This is a genomic window from Streptomyces sp. NBC_00597 (assembly GCF_041431095.1).
GTDB lineage: Bacteria > Actinomycetota > Actinomycetes > Streptomycetales > Streptomycetaceae > Streptomyces.
Genome location: NZ_CP107757.1, coordinates 3985376 through 4002443 on the forward strand (window position 1 = coordinate 3985376; position 17068 = coordinate 4002443).

Sequence of the window (17068 nt, forward strand, 5' to 3'; positions counted from 1 at the left end):
GACCCGGAGCGGATCCGGGCGCGGGACGGGGAGGAGGACTCAGCGGATTTCGAGGATCTTCTCCCGCATCGCGTAGACCACGGCCTCCATCCTGGAGTGCAGCTGGAGCTTCTCCAGGATGTTGCGGACGTGGTTCTTCACTGTGTTCTCGGAAATGAACAGTTCCTTCGCGATGTCGCGGTTGTTCATTCCCGTTGCCACGAGCTTGAGCACTTCCAACTCGCGGTCGGTCAGCCGGGGCGCCGGGACCAGCCGCCGCTCGTCCGTCCGCTGGATCATCGACTTGAACTCGGTGAGGAGTTTCGACGCCATCGAAGGACTGATCTGCGACTGTCCGTCGGCCACTGCGCGGATCGCGGTGGCGACCTCGTCGGTCGAGATCTCCTTCAGGAGATATCCGGTGGCGCCCGCCTTGATCGCGTCGTAGAGGTCCGCCTCCTCGTCGCTGATCGTCAGCATGATGATCTTCGCGGAGGGGGCCACCTCCTTGATCGAAGTGCACGCCTCGATCCCGCCGCGCCGGGGCATCCGCACGTCCATCAGCACGATGTCCGGCAGCAGGTCGGCCGCCTTGTCCACCGCCTCCGCGCCGTCCCCCGCCTCGCCGACGACCTGGATGTCCTCCTCCTGCGCGAGGACGATCTCCAGCCCGCGCCGGAACAAGGCGTGGTCGTCGACGACGAGCACCCGGATCGGCTCACCGCCGTCGTCACCGCGCTCCGGCCCGAAGCTGTCCGCCATCGTTCCTCCCCCTGCATGTACCGAGTTGCCGGGCCAACCGGACGGAGTCGTCCGCCGGTTGACTGCCCGCCATGATTCCATGCCCGCGCCACCCGGCGGGGAGCCTCGGACGGCCACCTGGCGCATTAGAGCCACACAGAGGCCCCCGGGGACACCACAGTGTCCCCGGGGGCACTTCACCGAAATTCAGGACGCGGCGTCAGCCGCCGAGCGCCCCGCCCGCGCCCGCGCCGGGCTCGCCCGAGCTGGAGGCCTGGTCGGAGTTGAGGTGGATCACGCCGTAGTCGTAGCCGTGGCGCCGGTAGACGACGCTCGGCATCTTCGTGTCGGAGTCGACGAACAGATAGAAGTCGTGGCCGACCAGCTCCATCTCGTACAGAGCCTGGTCGAGCGGCATGGGTGCGGCCGAGTGCGTCTTCTCGCGGACGATGAGCGGGCCTTCGCCCTGTACCTCCAGCGATCCGATCCGGGTGGTCGGGATCGCGTCCGCCGCCTCCTCCGTAACCGGCTGGCCGCTCCCGTTCAGCCGGGCCACGCCGGGAACCACGTCGGCGACCTCGGCCGCCGAGAGCCGGCCGTTGCCACGGCGGGTGTAGCGCTTGTCGTGCTGCTTGCGCAGCCGGGCCTCCAGCTTGTCCTGTGCCAGGTCGAGCGCCGCGTACGGGTCTGCGGCGGCGGCCTCGGCACGGATCACCGGGCCCCGCGAGTGCAGGGTGATCTCCACGCGGTCGGAACGGTCGGCCTGGCGCGGGTTGTGCTCCTTGGACACCTCGACGTCCAAGCTGATCACCTTGGCGTCGAGCTTCTGGATCCGCTCAGGATTCAGCTTCTCGGCCACGTGCTTGCGGAACCGCTCGGGCACCTCGGTCTTGCGGCCCTTGACGACGATGTCCACGCAGAACTCCGTTCCCGGATAGCTCCGCCTCCTGGGGCGAAGCGTCTCCCTTTCGCACCAGGCTCCGGTGAACACCGGAGCCTCGGACTGGCGACTTTCACCTCCTCCTCCCCCATCGGCAAGATCTACACCCCACCGACTTCGGAGTCGAGAGACAGCCTCTGACACGAAGATTCAGAAAATACGAAACGTGCGATCCGATGCGTGGGGCCAGGCCTCGCCAGTTCCTTACAACCGAACATATCCCTCCATGCCGGTTGTCGGCACCCGCTACCGGACCGTACCTCCGTTCAGGGGGCTGTTCCTTCTCACTACCTGCAACGATGCGCCTTCCCCGGGAGTTCCAAATCTATTCACAAGAACGTTGGTCTGTACGGGTTGTCGACGGAATTGCTCAAAAAAGAGTCCGCCGGGGCCGCCACCACGGCCGCGCCCGCCACCCTCCCGATCGACGCCACCCGCACCGCCCGGGCCGCCTCCGCGAGCGTGGCTCCGGTGGTGATCACGTCGTCGACCAGCACGACTCGCGCCCCCTCCGGCAACCGCACACCGCCGCCGCGGCGCACCCCCAGCGCCCCCGAGAGGTTCTCCCGCCGCTCCCGGGCCCCCAGCCCCGCCTGATCGGCGACCGGCCGGGCATGGCGCAGTAGCGACGCCACCCGCGCGGGAACACCGGCCCGCCGCAGCCGCGCCGCGGCCGCCAGGGCGGTCCTGCGCGCCGGATCGTGCCCGCGCGCCCGCACCTGGCGCCGCGCCGAGGGCACCGGCACGAGGACCACCTCGGCAGCGACCAACGCAGCCGCGCCGCCCCTGACTCCGCCTCCGCCGGGAATCCCGGCGGTGAGCCCGACGGCCACCGCCAGGGCGGCCCCGAGCGGCCCGGCCAGCGGCAACGCCCCGCGCTCCTTGTGCGCCAGTACGACCTCCCGTACGGGGCCCTCGTACACGGCGGCCGCATGCACCACGGGCAGCCCCGCGGGCCCCGCAGACGGGCGCACACACCCCGCCGCGGCCCCGCTCAGCGCCTGCGCGCAGTCTGCGCACAGCAGCATCCGGGCGGCCCCGCAGCCGGTGCAGCCGGCCGGTAGGACCAGCCCGGCGAGCTCCTGCCACCACCCCCGCATGCCCTCACTGTGCCGGGCGCGCCGGGCACCCCGCCACCCCTGTGGACAACGCCCGGCCAGAACGAGAAAACGGCAGGTCAGCCGGGGTAGACCGGGTCCCGGCCGCCCTCTGCGACCGTGCGCCACTGCGCGCCCGGCGGCAGCCACACGATCCCGTCGTCGGCCGAGTAGGCGACCACCGGCTTCTTCTCGTCTTCCGTCGCCGCGACCGCAACCAGCCCGGTCGCCCCGGGCAGGCTCGCCGCGATCATCGAACCGTCGGCCAGCATGTAGCGGGCCTGCACGACACCGCCGTTCTCCCGGCCCACCACCAGCAGCCGGCCCCGCGGCGCCCAGCTCAGCGCCGTCACGCTCGCCATCTGCGGGGCCGCCGGGCGCAGCTCGCGCACCGACACCGGCGCCGCGTCGCCCTTGCCCTCGGGCCGCTCGATCCGCCCGATGTACAGGTTCTTGCGGTTGTCCTTCTCCACCAGCAGTGCGATCCGCACCCCGTCCGGCGACGCCTTCAGCGCGGTGATCCGTCCGTCGAGCCCGGCCACGTCGATCTTCTGCGGGACCGCGGTGGCGCCCGGCACCCGGTACAGCGCCGGATTCTGCGGATCCTGGTCCGCGATCCACACGTCGCCCGCCGCGTCCCAGCTCGGCGCGCCCAGCCCGTTCGGCTTGGTGCCCTTGCTGTTCAGCACCGGCTGCGGCACGGCCCCGGCCGTCGTCAGGTTCACCAGGTGCAACGCGTGGCCGTCCTCGGACACCACCGCGGCGCGCTTCTCGTCGTACGACACGGCCGCGGAGCCGACCTTGAAGCCGGGGCTCGCCGAGGTGGCGGACAGCGGACCCGGCACCGGCTCGGGCCGGTACTGCTGGTCCTCGCTGGTGACGTCGAGCTTCATCCGGACGAGCCGGTCGCCGCTGTCGACGTAGTACTGGTACTCGGGAACCGGCGGCCGGTGGGCGATCGTCGTGGCGGTCGTCTCGGTCAGCGAGCACAGCGAGGACCGGTCCGCGCGCAGCAGCTCGACCCGCGCCAGCCGGGAAGCCGTCAGGTCCTGCACGGTGTACAGGAGTTGTGCTGCCATCTTCTCGCACTGCGGCTGTGCGACGTTGTCGACCTTGTCGTTGAGCGGCACCTTCAGCACGTTCTGGCCGTCGTACGCGAGGGACTTGGTGCCCTCCCGCAGTTCGGTGCCGGTCGGGAAGCTCGAAGTGACCACGGGACCCAGCCACTTGGACGGACCGGCGAGCAGCGACTGCACGGTCTGCGTCGTCGGGTCCATCCGCGAGTCGGGATCGCTGCGCTGGCGCACGTACACGGGGTCGGCGACCAGGCTGCCGCCCGCGAAGTAGTACTTGTTGACCGGCATGTAGATGCGCTGGAAATCGGACTCGCTCAGCACGAGGCTGCTCGGCGGCGTCGCGATCCGCCACTGCTTGTTCTCCTGGACCAGCTGGAGGTACTCCTCGTACCGCTTGTTCGGTGCGGTCTCCGGCTGGTAGGCGCTGCGCTCGTCGACCGTCGCGAGCTTCGTGCCGGTCATCTTGTAGCGCGGGCCCGAGGGCTCCTTCTCGCCGCCGACGGAGAACCGGTCGATGCCCGCGGAGAGCACGGTGACGGCGGAGCCGGGCTTCCAGTTCTTCGCCGCGTCCTCGGTGAGGTACTTGCGGGCGGTCTGCAGCTGCGGGTCGTCGCTGGTCATGGCCTCCAGGAAGCCGTCGACGATGTCGGCCGGACCGGCCTTGTCGGCCGGCGGCACACCGAACACCCGCACCTGCGAGTCGACACCCTGCGAGGCCCTCACCTCGCGGATCTCGCCGTGGTCGGGCATGGAGGCGCAGCCCGCCAGCAGCAGCCCGGCCGCGCCGAAGGCGTACGCCCTCACCGTCCGCCAGCGTCGGCGGCCGTCCCTGCGCACCCGTGCGGGCTCAGCTTCCACCTGCGCCATCCTCCTGTGCTCCTGCTCCCTGCTCGGCGTCGGGGGCCCGGTCGGGGGCCGTCGCCTGGTCGGCCGGGCGGGCCACGACACGGGCCCCGTTGCCGGGAAGGGCCGTCGGGTCCGAGGGCACCGGCAGCGCGCCGGCGACCGCCGACCGGGGCGGTATCGGCGACCGGTCGGGCCTGGGCGGGCCCTGGGGCGCCCTGGGGGCCGTACCGGAGCCGGCCGCTTCGGCGGCGGCCCTGGCCCGGTTGGCCCGGGAATCCTCCGGCTCCAGCGGGATCGGGGACCCGCGCAGCGGCTCGTCGGCGGTCCGCGGCAGCGTCAGCCGGAACTGCGAACCGCCGCCGGGCTCGCCCCAGGCCTGCAGCCAGCCGCCGTGCAGGCGGGCGTCTTCGACGGCGATCGACAGGCCGAGGCCGGTGCCGCCGGTGGTGCGCGCGCGGGCCGGGTCGGCCCGCCAGAAGCGGTTGAAGACGCGGGTGGCCTCGCCGGGCTTGAGCCCGACGCCGTAGTCCCGTACGGCCACGGCGACGGCCCCGCCCGCGGACGCGAGCCGGACCACCACGTCGCGGCCCTCTCCGTGTTCCACGGCGTTGACGACGAGGTTGCGCAGCACCCGCTCCACGCGCCGGGAGTCGGCCTCGGCTATGACGGGCTGGGTGTCCCCCAGGACCCGGATCCGGGTCCCCTTGTGCTCGGCGAGCGGTTCGGCGCCGTCGATGACCCGGCGCACGACCTCCCGCAGGTCGATCGGTTCCGCCTCCAGGGCCGCGGCACCCGCGTCGAACCGGCTGATCTCCAGCAGGTCGGCGAGCAGCGACTCGAAGCGGTCGAGCTGCCCGGCGAGCAGTTCGGCGGAGCGGGCCGTGATCGGGTCGAAGTCGACGCGGGCGTCGTGGATGACGTCGGCGGCCATGCGTACGGTCGTCAGCGGCGTCCGCAGCTCGTGGGAGACGTCGGAGACGAAGCGGCGCTGCATCCGCGACAGGTCCTCCAGCTGCTGGATCTTGAGCTGGAGGTTCTGGGCCATCTTGTTGAAGGCTTCGCCCAGACGGGCGATGTCGTCTTCGCCGGTGACCTTCATCCGTTCCTGGAGCCGCCCGGCCGAGAGCCGTTCGGCGATCCCGGCGGCCATCCGCACGGGCGTCACGACCTGCCGTACGACGAGCCAGGCGATCGCGCCGAGCAGCACGACCACGAACACGCCGGCGGTGGCGATGGTGACCTTGATCAGGTTGAGGGACTCCTCCTCCTGCGTGAGCGGGAAGAGGTAGTACAGGTCGTACGGGTCCCCGTTGATGTCGGTGAGCCGTTTGCCCACGACCAGCGCGGGCTCGGGCGCCTTGTCCCCGGCGCCGGCGGTGTACCGGATCTGCGAGAAGGTCTTGAAGGTCCCGGTGGTGTGGTTGACGGACCGGCGCAGCGCCGGTGGGACGCTCGCGGTCGGGTCCACGTTGCCGGAGGCGCGGGCGCCCTTGACGCCCGAGACGAACGGTCCGCCCGGCTGCCCGCCGGGTTCGCCGCCCGCACCGGGGCCGGTACCGAGCGCGACGACCTCGAAGGCCGTCTGGCCACCACTGGCGAGCTGCTTGACCAGCGAGTTCATCCAGGTACTGGCGTCCCGGCCGACCTTGTTGTCGGTGACGTCGGGCCCGTCCACCGTGGAGGGCGTGTTGGCCTTCTCCTGTGCGACCGCGAATCCGCCCGCCGCCTGGCTCTGCGCGGCCTCCTCCTTGGCGTCGAGGAGCCCCTTGCTGACCTGGGCGATCACCACGAAGCCGAGCGCGAGGACCACGGCCAGCGACATCAGCAGCGTCGCGGCGACCACCCGGAGCTGGATGTTGCGCCGCCACAGCCGGACAGCCGGAAGCAGCGGTCGTCGTACGAGTCGTACGAACAACCGCAGCACAGGGCCGCCGGGAGCTCCGTCGGCCATCTGACGGAGCTGCCGACCGCCCCGCAGGACTCCTCGGCGGGAGCCGCTGTGGGGCTTGCCGGGCTGCACGTCAGCTCGGTCCGGCCTTGTAGCCGACACCACGCACCGTCACCACGATCTCGGGGCGCTCCGGGTCCTTCTCGACCTTGGAGCGCAGTCGCTGCACATGCACGTTGACCAGGCGGGTGTCCGCCGCGTGCCGGTAGCCCCAGACCTGCTCCAGCAGAACCTCGCGGGTGAACACCTGCCAGGGCTTGCGCGCGAGCGCGACCAGCAGGTCGAATTCGAGCGGGGTCAGGGCGATCGAGGCGCCGTCCCGCTTGACCGAGTGCCCGGCCACGTCGATGACCAGGTCACCGATGGCCAGCTGCTCGGGCGCGGGCTCTTCCGAGCGGCGCAGGCGGGCCCGGATGCGGGCCACCAGCTCCTTCGGCTTGAACGGCTTCACGATGTAGTCGTCGGCCCCGGACTCCAGGCCCACGACGACGTCCACCGTGTCGCTCTTCGCGGTGAGCATCACGATCGGCACGCCCGACTCGGCCCGGATCAGTCTGCAGACCTCTATGCCGTCCCGTCCGGGCAGCATCAAGTCGAGCAGCACGAGATCCGGCTTCGCCTCGCGGAAAGCAGCCAGTGCCTTGTCGCCGTCCGCTACGAACGACGGCTCAAAACCTTCTCCACGCAGCACAATGCCGAGCATCTCGGCCAGCGCGGTGTCGTCGTCGACGACAAGGACTCGTCCCTTCATGCTTGACATCATCCCATTAGCTAATCGTTACCCGGCGGTGAGCTGTCCCACAGCCAAAAGGGCTGGAAATCGCCCTTCGGACCTGCGTGGAGACCAGGTCGTCCAGTCTGCCCCGGATCCGGGCGACAATTGAAGGCGCGGGCCGCCGGAGATCCGGGGGGACGGCCGGTCCGCTCAACGTTCCCACGTGGCACGATGGCAGCCGACCAGCGCCCCCGCCCCCGTAGGTGCACGTGAAGGAGCGACGATGAACGACTCTCCGGGCTGGGCCGTGCCCGGACCCTCCCCGTCCGACGGCGAGCGGCCGGGCGCATCCGACGGCCAGGGCGGCACCGACGGCGCACAGGCGCAGCCGCCGCAGCAGCCCGCCGGCGGACAGAAGTGGTCCGCGGAGCAGCCACCGCCCGGCGAGTGGTCCAGCCCCGGCACCCCCCAGGCCCCGCAGCAGCCGCAGCCGCAGCCCGGCGCGGGCTGGGGGTCGTACGGCGGCCCGCAGGGCGCCCAAGGCCCCCGGAGCGGGCAGTACGGCTACCCGGGCGGCCCCGGCCAGTGGGGCAAGCCCCCGGCCGCCAAGCCCGGTGTGATCCCGCTGCGCCCGCTCGACCTGGGCGAGATCCTCGACGGCGCCGTCGCCACCGTGCGCAGCCACTGGCGTTCGGTCCTGCCGATCACGCTCGTCGTGGCCACCGTCGTGCAGGTCATCAGCGTCCTCGTGCAGAAGTACGCGCTCTCCGACCTCGCCGTCGGCTCCGAGCCGGACGCCAGCCTGCAGGACCTCGTCGACACCCTCAGCGGTGCCATGACGGCCCTGCTCGCGAACGGGTTCATCCAGCTCATCGGGACCATCATCGCCACCGCCATGGTCACGATGATCTTCAGCCGTGCCATCCTCGGCCAGGGCTCCACGATCGGGCAGGCCTGGCGCGAGGCCCGTCCCCGGCTGCTCCACCTGCTCGGGCTGACCCTCCTGCTGGGCCTCGGCGGCGCCGTCCTCGTCGCCGTGCTGGTCCTGCCCGGCGTCCTCCTGCACAGCATCGGCCTCGGGCTCCTCGGCGGCTTCGCCGCCGTGCCCCTCGTCATCTGGCTCGGGATCAAGTTCAGCCTGGCCTCGCCCGCGCTGATGCTGGAGAAGGGCGGCGTCCTCACCTCGCTGCGCCGCTCGTCGCGGCTCGTCCAGGGGTCGTGGTGGCGCATCTTCGGCATCACCGCCCTGACCGGCCTGATCACCACCTTCGTCTCGGCCGTCATCGTCTACCCGCTGACCGCCCTCGGCCTCGCGATCGGCCTCGCCGACGGCGGGGTCACCGGCCTGGAGAACGGCACCGCCGCCACCGGATGGGTCCCGCTGATCCTCTCGGCCGTCGGCGCGGTCATCGCCCAGATGATCACCATGCCGATCCAGTCGGGCGTCACCGTCCTCCTGTACGTCGACCAGCGCATCCGCCGCGAGGCCCTCGACCTGGACCTCGCCCGGGCGGCGGGCCTGGAGAACTACGGCTCGGACCCGGCCGCACCGACCACCGGAGGGTGATGCACCGATGATGAGTACGGGGGGCCTCATCACACACGCCGCGGCGCTCCTGCCGACCGCGGAGCAACCACCGGTCACGACACCGCGCGTACCGGCCCGCGAGGCGGCCGAACGCGAACTGTCCAAGCCGATGTACCACCAGGACGATCCGGGCCTGCTCCAACGCGCCCTGGACCGCTTCTGGGAATGGGTCGGCCACCTCTTCGACCGCGCCCAGGGCGCCACCCCCGGCGGCACCCTGGGCCTGGTCGCGATCGTCGTCCTGGCCGTCCTGGCCGTCGCCGCCCTGTGGTGGCGGCTCGGCTCCCCCCGCCGGACCTCCACCGGCCCGGCCGACCTGTTCGACGACGCCCTGCGCAGCGCCGCCGACCACCGCACCGCCGCCGACGCGCACGCTGCCGCGGGCCGCTGGACCGAAGCCGTCCAGGAGCGCATGCGGGCCGTCGTCCGCTCCCTGGAAGAGCGCACCCTGCTCGACCCGCGCCCCGGCCGGACCGCCGACGAGGCCTCCGCCGAAGCCGCCGCGTCCCTCCCGGACCACGCCGAAGCCCTCCGGGCGGCGGCCCGCGCCTTCGACGACGTCACCTACGGCGGCCGCCCCGCCGACGCCGACATGTACGCCCGCCTGCGCACCCTCGACCTCACCCTGACCCGCACCAAGCCGCTGCTGACGGGACCCCCGGCATGACCGCCCCCACCCCGGCCCCGGGCAACGACGCGCCCCCGCCCGGCGGCACCACCCACGGCACCGCGGCAACGGCTGCCGCCCCGACACCCGCCGGAGCCCCTGCCCCGCTGCCCGGCGGCAGCGGTGGCCCCGCGCCCGGCAGAGCCACCCGTGGAGCCACCGGCCGGGGTGGTGTCCTCGTGGTGTGGCGGCGGTACCGGGGCGGGCTGATCTGCCTCGGCATCCTGCTCGTCGCCGCGATCACGCTCGCGGCCCTCGGCTCCGGCAGCCGACACGGCCGGCTCGACCCCCGCTCCGCCGACCCCGACGGCAGCCGGGCCGTCGCCGAGCTGCTCCAGGCCCACGGGGTCACCACGCGCGTCGTCACCACCGCCCGCGAAGCCGCCGCGGCGGCCGGCCCCGGCACCACCGTGCTGGTCACCGACCCCGACCGGCTCGGCGACACCCAACGCCGCACCGTCCGCTCCGTCATCGACCTCTCCGGCGGCCGGACCGTCCTGCTCGCCCCGAGCGCCCTCAGCCTCCACGACCTGGCCCCGGCCGCCCGCACCAAGGGCGCTGCCCTCGACCGGGACCTCGACCCCGTCTGCACCCTGGCCGCCGCCGTCTCCGCCGGCCGCGCCACCACCGGCGGCGGCTACCGCTACACCACCGGCGCAGCCACCGGCACGGGCTGCTACCCCACCGACGGCCACCCCACCCTCCTCGTCCTCCCCTCCGGCACCACCGGCGGCGACACCGTCCTCCTCGGCTCCGAATCGATCCTCCTCAACAAGGAGCTCGCTTCCGAGGGCAACGCCTCCCTCGCCCTCCAGCTGCTCGGCTCCCGCCCCGAACTCGTCTGGTACCTGCCCTCCCTGACGGAGGTCCAGGACGAGGACCCCGGCCAGCAGAAGAGCCTCTTCGAGCTCGTCCCCCGCGGCTGGGGCTGGGCCCTCCTCCAGCTCTTCTTCGCCGCCGTCCTCGCCGCCCTCTGGCGCGCCCGCCGGCTCGGCCCCCTCGTCACAGAGAAGCTCCCCGTCGCCATCCGCGCCTCCGAGACCACCGAGGGCCGCGCCCGCCTCTACCGCAAGGCCGGCGCCCGCGACCGCGCCGCGACCGTGCTGCGCGCCGCCACCCGCGAACGCCTGGCCGCCCTGGTCGGCGTACCGCCCACCCAGGCCCACGAACCCGCGGCCCTGCTCCCCGCCGTGTCCGCCCGCCTGACGGACGCTCACCGGGACCTGACCGCCCTCCTCTTCGGCACCACACCCGACGACGACGCGGCACTCGTCGCGCTCGCCGACCACCTCGACGCCCTCGAAAGAGAGGTCCGCACCTCATGACGGCCACCACGGACAGCGCCCGCTCCTCCCTGGAAGCGATCCGCACCGAGATCGGAAAGGCCGTCGTCGGCCAGGACTCGGCCGTCACCGGTCTCGTCGTCGCCCTGCTGTGCCGCGGCCACGTCCTCCTCGAAGGCGTGCCCGGCGTCGCCAAGACCCTCCTCGTACGGGCCCTCGCCGCCTCGCTCGCCCTCGACACCAAGCGCGTCCAGTTCACCCCGGACCTGATGCCCAGCGATGTCACCGGCTCGCTCGTCTACGACGCCCGCACCGCCGAGTTCTCCTTCCAGAACGGCCCGGTCTTCACCAACCTGCTCCTCGCGGACGAGATCAACCGGACCCCTCCCAAGACCCAGTCCTCCCTCCTCGAAGCCATGGAGGAGCGCCAGGTCACCGTCGACGGCACGCCGCGCGTCCTGCCGGAGCCGTTCCTCGTCGCCGCCACCATGAACCCGGTCGAGTACGAGGGCACGTACCCCCTGCCGGAAGCCCAGCTGGACCGCTTCCTCCTCAAGCTCACCGTGCCCCTGCCCTCCCGCGAGAACGAGATCGGCGTCCTGACCCGGCACGCCGCCGGCTTCGACCCGCGCGACCTCCACGCCGCGGGCCTGCGCCCGGTCGCCGGCGCCGCCGAACTCGAAGCCGCCCGCGACGGCGTCGCCAAGGTGTCCGTCTCCCCGGAGATCGCCGGGTACGTCGTCGACGTCTGCCGCGCCACCCGTGAATCGCCGTCCCTCACCCTCGGCGTCTCCCCGCGCGGTGCGACCGCCCTGCTGGCCACCGCCCGCGCCTGGGCCTGGCTGACCGGCCGCGACTACGTCACCCCCGACGACGTCAAGGCCCTCGCGCTGCCCACGCTGCGCCACCGCGTCCAACTCCGCCCGGAGGCGGAGATGGAGGGGGTCACGGCCGACGCCGTCATCACCGCGATCCTGTCCCACGTCCCCGTCCCCCGCTGATGGCCCTCACCGGACGCGCCGCCCTGCTGGCGGCCCTCGGCAGCCTCCCCGTCGGCCTCCTCGAACCGAGCTGGACGGGGATGCTCGCGGTCAACGGCGCACTCGGCCTGGCCTGTGCCGTCGACTACGCCCTCGCGGCGCCGGTCCGGCGGCTCACCCTCGCCCGCTCGGGCGACACCTCCGTCCGCCTCGGCGAACCGGCGGAGGTCCACCTCACCCTCACCAATCCGGCCACCCGCCCGCTCCGGGCCCGCGTCCGGGACGCCTGGCCCCCCAGCAGCTGGCTCCCGGGCACCGAGGGCGACGCCTCCCGGCACACGGTGACCGTCCCGCCGGGCGAACGCCGCCGGATCACCACCCGGCTGCTCCCGACCCGCCGCGGAGACCGGCACGCCGACCGGGTGACGATCCGCTCGTACGGGCCGCTCGGCCTGTTCGCCCGCCAGGGAACCCACACCGTCCCCTGGACGGTCCGGGTCCTGCCGCCCTTCACCAGCCGCAAGCACCTCCCCTCGCGGCTGGCCCGGCTGCGCGAACTGGACGGCCGCACGAGCGTCCTGACCCGCGGCGAGGGCACCGAGTTCGACAGCCTGCGCGACTACGTCCCCGGTGACGACACCCGCTCCATCGACTGGCGGGCCACCGCCCGCCAGGACAAGGTCGCCGTGCGCACCTGGCGTCCGGAGCGCGACCGGCACATCCTGATCTGCCTGGACACGGGCCGCACCTCGGCGGGCCGCGTCGGCGACGCCCCCCGCCTGGACTCGGCGATGGACGCCGCCCTGCTGCTGGCCGCGCTGGCCTCCCGCGCGGGCGACCGCGTCGACCTGCTGGCCCACGACCGCCGCAGCCGCGCGCAGGTCCAGGGCCGCTCGGCCGGCGACATCCTCCCGGCGTTCGTGAACGCGATGGCGACCCTGGAACCGGAGCTCGTCGAAACGGACTCCCGGACCCTGGTCTCCACCATCCTCCGCAACGCCCCGCGCCGGTCCCTGGTGGTCCTTCTGACGAGCTTGGACGCGGCCCCGATAGAGGAAGGCCTGCTCCCCCTCCTCCCCCGCCTCACGCAGCGCCACACGGTCCTACTGGCGTCGGTGGCGGATCCGCGCGTCGAGGATATGACGAAGTCCCGCGGCACGCTCGACGCGGTCTACGAGGCCGCGGCCGGCACCCAGTCCCAGGCGGCCCGCCGGCGCACGGCGGAGCAGCTCGCCCGCCACGGGGTCCACGTCGTCGACGCCACCCCGGACACCCTGGCCCCGGCCCTGTCCGACGCCTACCTGGCCCTGAAGGCCGCGGGCCGCCTGTAGCGTCCGGCCCTCGGGCTCAGCCGGTTTTGGCGTACCCGAGAGCCTCGATGATCAGTCCGTCGCGTACCCGCATGACGTTGACGCAGCGGACGTAGTCCTTCTCTCCCGGACCGAACAGCAACTTCCAACGGATCACCGACAGCTCCTCAGCGCAGGCGACGTCCTCGACCTCGAAGTCGTTGGCCGGGTCGGTGGCGAAGTCGCTCCAGAAGCGGATGCACTCCTCGGCCCCTTCGACCCGGGTGCCGGCGGGCGCGGGCGAGAGCCCTTCCATCACACAGTCCGCGCCGACCAGGGCGGCGAGCCCGGACGGGTCCCGCTGCTGGAAGACCTGGTTGAAGCGCTCGATGACCTCGGCGGTGGTCGGCGTAGCGGCAGACATGACGCGCCTCCTCGTGAGTGGTGAGGCACTGATCGTCCGCCACTCCCTCCCGCCGGACAATTCCCGCCAGGGTATGAGCCCAGAACGCAGAAAAGCCCCGCACCAGAAGGTGCGGGGCTTTCCCACAATGATTGTTCGGCGGCGTCCTACTCTCCCACAGGGTCCCCCCTGCAGTACCATCGGCGCTGAAAGGCTTAGCTTCCGGGTTCGGAATGTAACCGGGCGTTTCCCTAACGCTATGACCACCGAAACACTATGAAATTTGAACGCTGGCTAAAATCACAGCTGTTCGTTATTTCAGAACTAACACAGTGGACGCGAGCAACTGAGGACAAGCCCTCGGCCTATTAGTACCAGTCAGCTCCACCCGTTACCGGGCTTCCACATCTGGCCTATCAACCCAGTCGTCTACTGGGAGCCTTACCCTCTCAAGGAGGTGGGAATACTCATCTTGAAGCAGGCTTCCCGCTTAGATGCTTTCAGCGGTTATCCCTCCCGAACGTAGCCAACCAGCCATGCCCTTGGCAGGACAACTGGCACACCAGAGGTTCGTCCGTCCCGGTCCTCTCGTACTAGGGACAGCCCTTCTCAATATTCCTACGCGCACAGCGGATAGGGACCGAACTGTCTCACGACGTTCTAAACCCAGCTCGCGTACCGCTTTAATGGGCGAACAGCCCAACCCTTGGGACCGACTCCAGCCCCAGGATGCGACGAGCCGACATCGAGGTGCCAAACCATCCCGTCGATATGGACTCTTGGGGAAGATCAGCCTGTTATCCCCGGGGTACCTTTTATCCGTTGAGCGACGGCGCTTCCACAAGCCACCGCCGGATCACTAGTCCCGACTTTCGTCCCTGCTCGACCCGTCGGTCTCACAGTCAAGCTCCCTTGTGCACTTACACTCAACACCTGATTGCCAACCAGGCTGAGGGAACCTTTGGGCGCCTCCGTTACCCTTTGGGAGGCAACCGCCCCAGTTAAACTACCCATCAGACACTGTCCCTGATCCGGATCACGGACCGAGGTTAGACATCCAGCACGACCAGAGTGGTATTTCAACGGCGACTCCACAACCACTGGCGTGGCTGCTTCAAAGTCTCCCACCTATCCTACACAAGCCGAACCGAACACCAATATCAAACTGTAGTAAAGGTCCCGGGGTCTTTCCGTCCTGCTGCGCGAAACGAGCATCTTTACTCGTAGTGCAATTTCACCGGGCCTATGGTTGAGACAGTCGAGAAGTCGTTACGCCATTCGTGCAGGTCGGAACTTACCCGACAAGGAATTTCGCTACCTTAGGATGGTTATAGTTACCACCGCCGTTTACTGGCGCTTAAGTTCTCAGCTTCGCACACCCGAAAGTGCACTAACCGGTCCCCTTAACGTTCCAGCACCGGGCAGGCGTCAGTCCGTATACATCGCCTTACGGCTTCGCACGGACCTGTGTTTTTAGTAAACAGTCGCTTCTCGCTGGTCTCTGCGGCCACCCCCAGCTCACGGAGCAAGTCCGATCACCAGTGATGGCCCCCCTTCTCCCGAAGTTACGGGGGCATTTTGCCGAGTTCCTTAACCATAGTTCACCCGAACGCCTCGGTATTCTCTACCTGACCACCTGAGTCGGTTTAGGGTACGGGCCGCCATGAAACTCGCTAGAGGCTTTTCTCGACAGCATAGGATCATCCACTTCACCACAATCGGCTCGGCATCAGGTCTCAGCCTTAATGAGGGACGGATTTGCCTACCCCTCGGCCTACACCCTTACCCCGGGACAACCACCGCCCGGGCTGGACTACCTTCCTGCGTCACCCCATCGCTTACCTACTACAAGTCTGGTTCGTCGGCTCCACCACTTTCCTTTCCCCGAAGGGTCCGGAACGGCTTCACGGACTTAGCATCGCCTGATTCGATATTGGGCGTTTCAAAGCGGGTACCGGAATATCAACCGGTTGTCCATCGACTACGCCTGTCGGCCTCGCCTTAGGTCCCGACTTACCCTGGGCAGATCAGCTTGACCCAGGAACCCTTAGTCAATCGGCGCACACGTTTCTCACGTGTGTATCGCTACTCATGCCTGCATTCTCACTCGTGAACCGTCCACAACTAGCTTCCGCTGCTGCTTCACCCGGCACACGACGCTCCCCTACCCATCACAGCGGGCGTTGGCCCTATTGCTGCAATGACACGACTTCGGCGGTACGCTTGAGCCCCGCTACATTGTCGGCGCGGAATCACTTGACCAGTGAGCTATTACGCACTCTTTCAAGGGTGGCTGCTTCTAAGCCAACCTCCTGGTTGTCTCTGCGACTCCACATCCTTTCCCACTTAGCGTACGCTTAGGGGCCTTAGTCGATGCTCTGGGCTGTTTCCCTCTCGACCATGGAGCTTATCCCCCACAGTCTCACTGCCGTGCTCTCACTTACCGGCATTCGGAGTTTGGCTAAGGTCAGTAACCCGGTAGGGCCCATCGCCTATCCAGTGCTCTACCTCCGGCAAGAAACACACGACGCTGCACCTAAATGCATTTCGGGGAGAACCAGCTATCACGGAGTTTGATTGGCCTTTCACCCCTAACCACAGGTCATCCCCCAGGTTTTCAACCCTGGTGGGTTCGGTCCTCCACGAAGTCTTACCTCCGCTTCAACCTGCCCATGGCTAGATCACTCCGCTTCGGGTCTAGAGCGTGCAACTCAATCGCCCTATTCGGACTCGCTTTCGCTACGGCTTCCCCACACGGGTTAACCTCGCTACACACCGCTAACTCGCAGGCTCATTCTTCAAAAGGCACGCAGTCACGACTGTATGTGCAAGCACATACAGCGACGCTCCCACGGCTTGTAGGCACACGGTTTCAGGTACTATTTCACTCCGCTCCCGCGGTACTTTTCACCATTCCCTCACGGTACTATCCGCTATCGGTCACCAGGGAATATTTAGGCTTAGCGGGTGGTCCCGCCAGATTCACACGGGATTTCTCGGGCCCCGTGCTACTTGGGAGATTCTTAAGCAAGCCGCTAATGTTTCGTCTACGGGGGTCTTACCCTCTACGCCGGACCTTTCGCATGTCCTTCGACTACATCAACGGTTTCTGACTCGCCGACCGGCCGGCAGACCGATCAAAAGAATTCCCACAACCCCGCATGCGCAACCCCTGCCGGGTATCACACGCATACGGTTTGGCCTCATCCGGTTTCGCTCGCCACTACTCCCGGAATCACGGTTGTTTTCTCTTCCTGAGGGTACTGAGATGTTTCACTTCCCCTCGTTCCCTCCACACTGCCTATGTGTTCAGCAGTGGGTGACAGCCCATGACGACTGCCGGGTTTCCCCATTCGGACACCCCCGGATCAAAGCTCAGTTGGCAGCTCCCCGGGGCCTATCGCGGCCTCTCACGTCCTTCATCGGTTCCTGGTGCCAAGGCATCCACCGTGCGCCCTTAAAAACTTGGCCACAGATGCTCGCGTCCACTGTGTAGTTCTCAAACAACGACCAGCC

Annotated in this window: 12 protein-coding genes and 2 rRNA genes; 5 read left to right on the plus strand and 9 right to left on the minus strand. The window is 69.4% G+C overall.

Features of this window, described 5'->3' with window-relative positions; all coding sequences use genetic code 11:
• Nucleotides 1-39 precede the first annotated feature (39 nt).
• From OG974_RS17780 to mtrA, 6 genes are all read right to left on the minus strand, one after another.
• Nucleotides 40-741 (minus strand): response regulator transcription factor, encoded by a 702-nt coding sequence (locus tag OG974_RS17780; protein ID WP_327283682.1) that lies wholly within the window; start codon nt 739-741, stop codon nt 40-42.
• A 199-nt stretch (nt 742-940) separates the two neighbouring features.
• A complete protein-coding gene (hpf, locus tag OG974_RS17785) occupies nt 941-1636 on the minus strand; it encodes a ribosome hibernation-promoting factor, HPF/YfiA family (RefSeq protein ID WP_327283683.1) in 696 nt (231 codons plus the stop codon).
• 353 nt (nt 1637-1989) lie between these two features.
• Nucleotides 1990-2760, minus strand: coding sequence for a phosphoribosyltransferase family protein (locus OG974_RS17790; protein WP_327283684.1), 771 nt, complete (start codon nt 2758-2760; stop codon nt 1990-1992).
• A 77-nt stretch (nt 2761-2837) separates the two neighbouring features.
• On the minus strand, nt 2838-4691 hold the full coding sequence (locus tag OG974_RS17795) for an LpqB family beta-propeller domain-containing protein (RefSeq protein ID WP_327283685.1): 1854 nt from the start codon (nt 4689-4691) through the stop codon (nt 2838-2840).
• On the minus strand, nt 4681-6630 hold the full coding sequence (mtrB, locus tag OG974_RS17800; protein WP_327283686.1) for an MtrAB system histidine kinase MtrB: 1950 nt from the start codon (nt 6628-6630) through the stop codon (nt 4681-4683). Before mtrB ends, OG974_RS17795 begins: the two co-directional genes overlap by 11 nt.
• Nucleotides 6631-6700: 70 nt before the next feature.
• Nucleotides 6701-7390, minus strand: coding sequence for a two-component system response regulator MtrA (mtrA, locus tag OG974_RS17805; RefSeq protein ID WP_189973359.1), 690 nt, complete (start codon nt 7388-7390; stop codon nt 6701-6703).
• A gap of 235 nt (nt 7391-7625) precedes the next feature.
• Here mtrA and OG974_RS17810 point away from each other — a divergent pair, with 235 nt between their 5' ends.
• The 5 genes from OG974_RS17810 to OG974_RS17830 are packed head-to-tail and all read left to right on the plus strand — an operon-like array spanning nt 7626 to nt 13191.
• Nucleotides 7626-8909: a hypothetical protein gene (locus OG974_RS17810; protein WP_329313653.1), complete on the plus strand. Its 1284-nt coding sequence runs from the start codon at nt 7626-7628 to the stop codon at nt 8907-8909.
• A 7-nt stretch (nt 8910-8916) separates the two neighbouring features.
• Nucleotides 8917-9597, plus strand: coding sequence for a DUF4129 domain-containing protein (locus OG974_RS17815; RefSeq protein ID WP_371643708.1), 681 nt, complete (start codon nt 8917-8919; stop codon nt 9595-9597).
• The gene (locus OG974_RS17820; protein WP_371643710.1) at nt 9594-10922 is read left to right on the plus strand and encodes a DUF4350 domain-containing protein; all 1329 of its coding nucleotides are present in this window, start codon (nt 9594-9596) and stop codon (nt 10920-10922) included. Before OG974_RS17815 ends, OG974_RS17820 begins: the two co-directional genes overlap by 4 nt.
• Complete coding sequence (locus OG974_RS17825; RefSeq protein ID WP_327283690.1) at nt 10919-11881, plus strand: MoxR family ATPase; 963 nt, start codon at nt 10919-10921, stop codon at nt 11879-11881. The genes OG974_RS17820 and OG974_RS17825 overlap by 4 nt, the downstream gene beginning before the upstream one ends.
• On the plus strand, nt 11881-13191 hold the full coding sequence (locus tag OG974_RS17830; protein ID WP_327283691.1) for a DUF58 domain-containing protein: 1311 nt from the start codon (nt 11881-11883) through the stop codon (nt 13189-13191). Before OG974_RS17825 ends, OG974_RS17830 begins: the two co-directional genes overlap by 1 nt.
• Before the next feature lie 16 nt (nt 13192-13207).
• On the opposite strand, the gene OG974_RS17835 is transcribed toward OG974_RS17830, so the two are convergent.
• From OG974_RS17835 to OG974_RS17845, 3 genes are all read right to left on the minus strand, one after another.
• Nucleotides 13208-13573, minus strand: coding sequence for a nuclear transport factor 2 family protein (locus OG974_RS17835; RefSeq protein ID WP_371643712.1), 366 nt, complete (start codon nt 13571-13573; stop codon nt 13208-13210).
• 133 nt (nt 13574-13706) lie between these two features.
• A 5S ribosomal RNA gene (gene rrf / locus OG974_RS17840) occupies nt 13707-13823 on the minus strand.
• 77 nt (nt 13824-13900) lie between these two features.
• Nucleotides 13901-17023: ribosomal RNA gene (locus OG974_RS17845) — 23S ribosomal RNA — on the minus strand.
• Nucleotides 17024-17068: the final 45 nt, after the last annotated feature.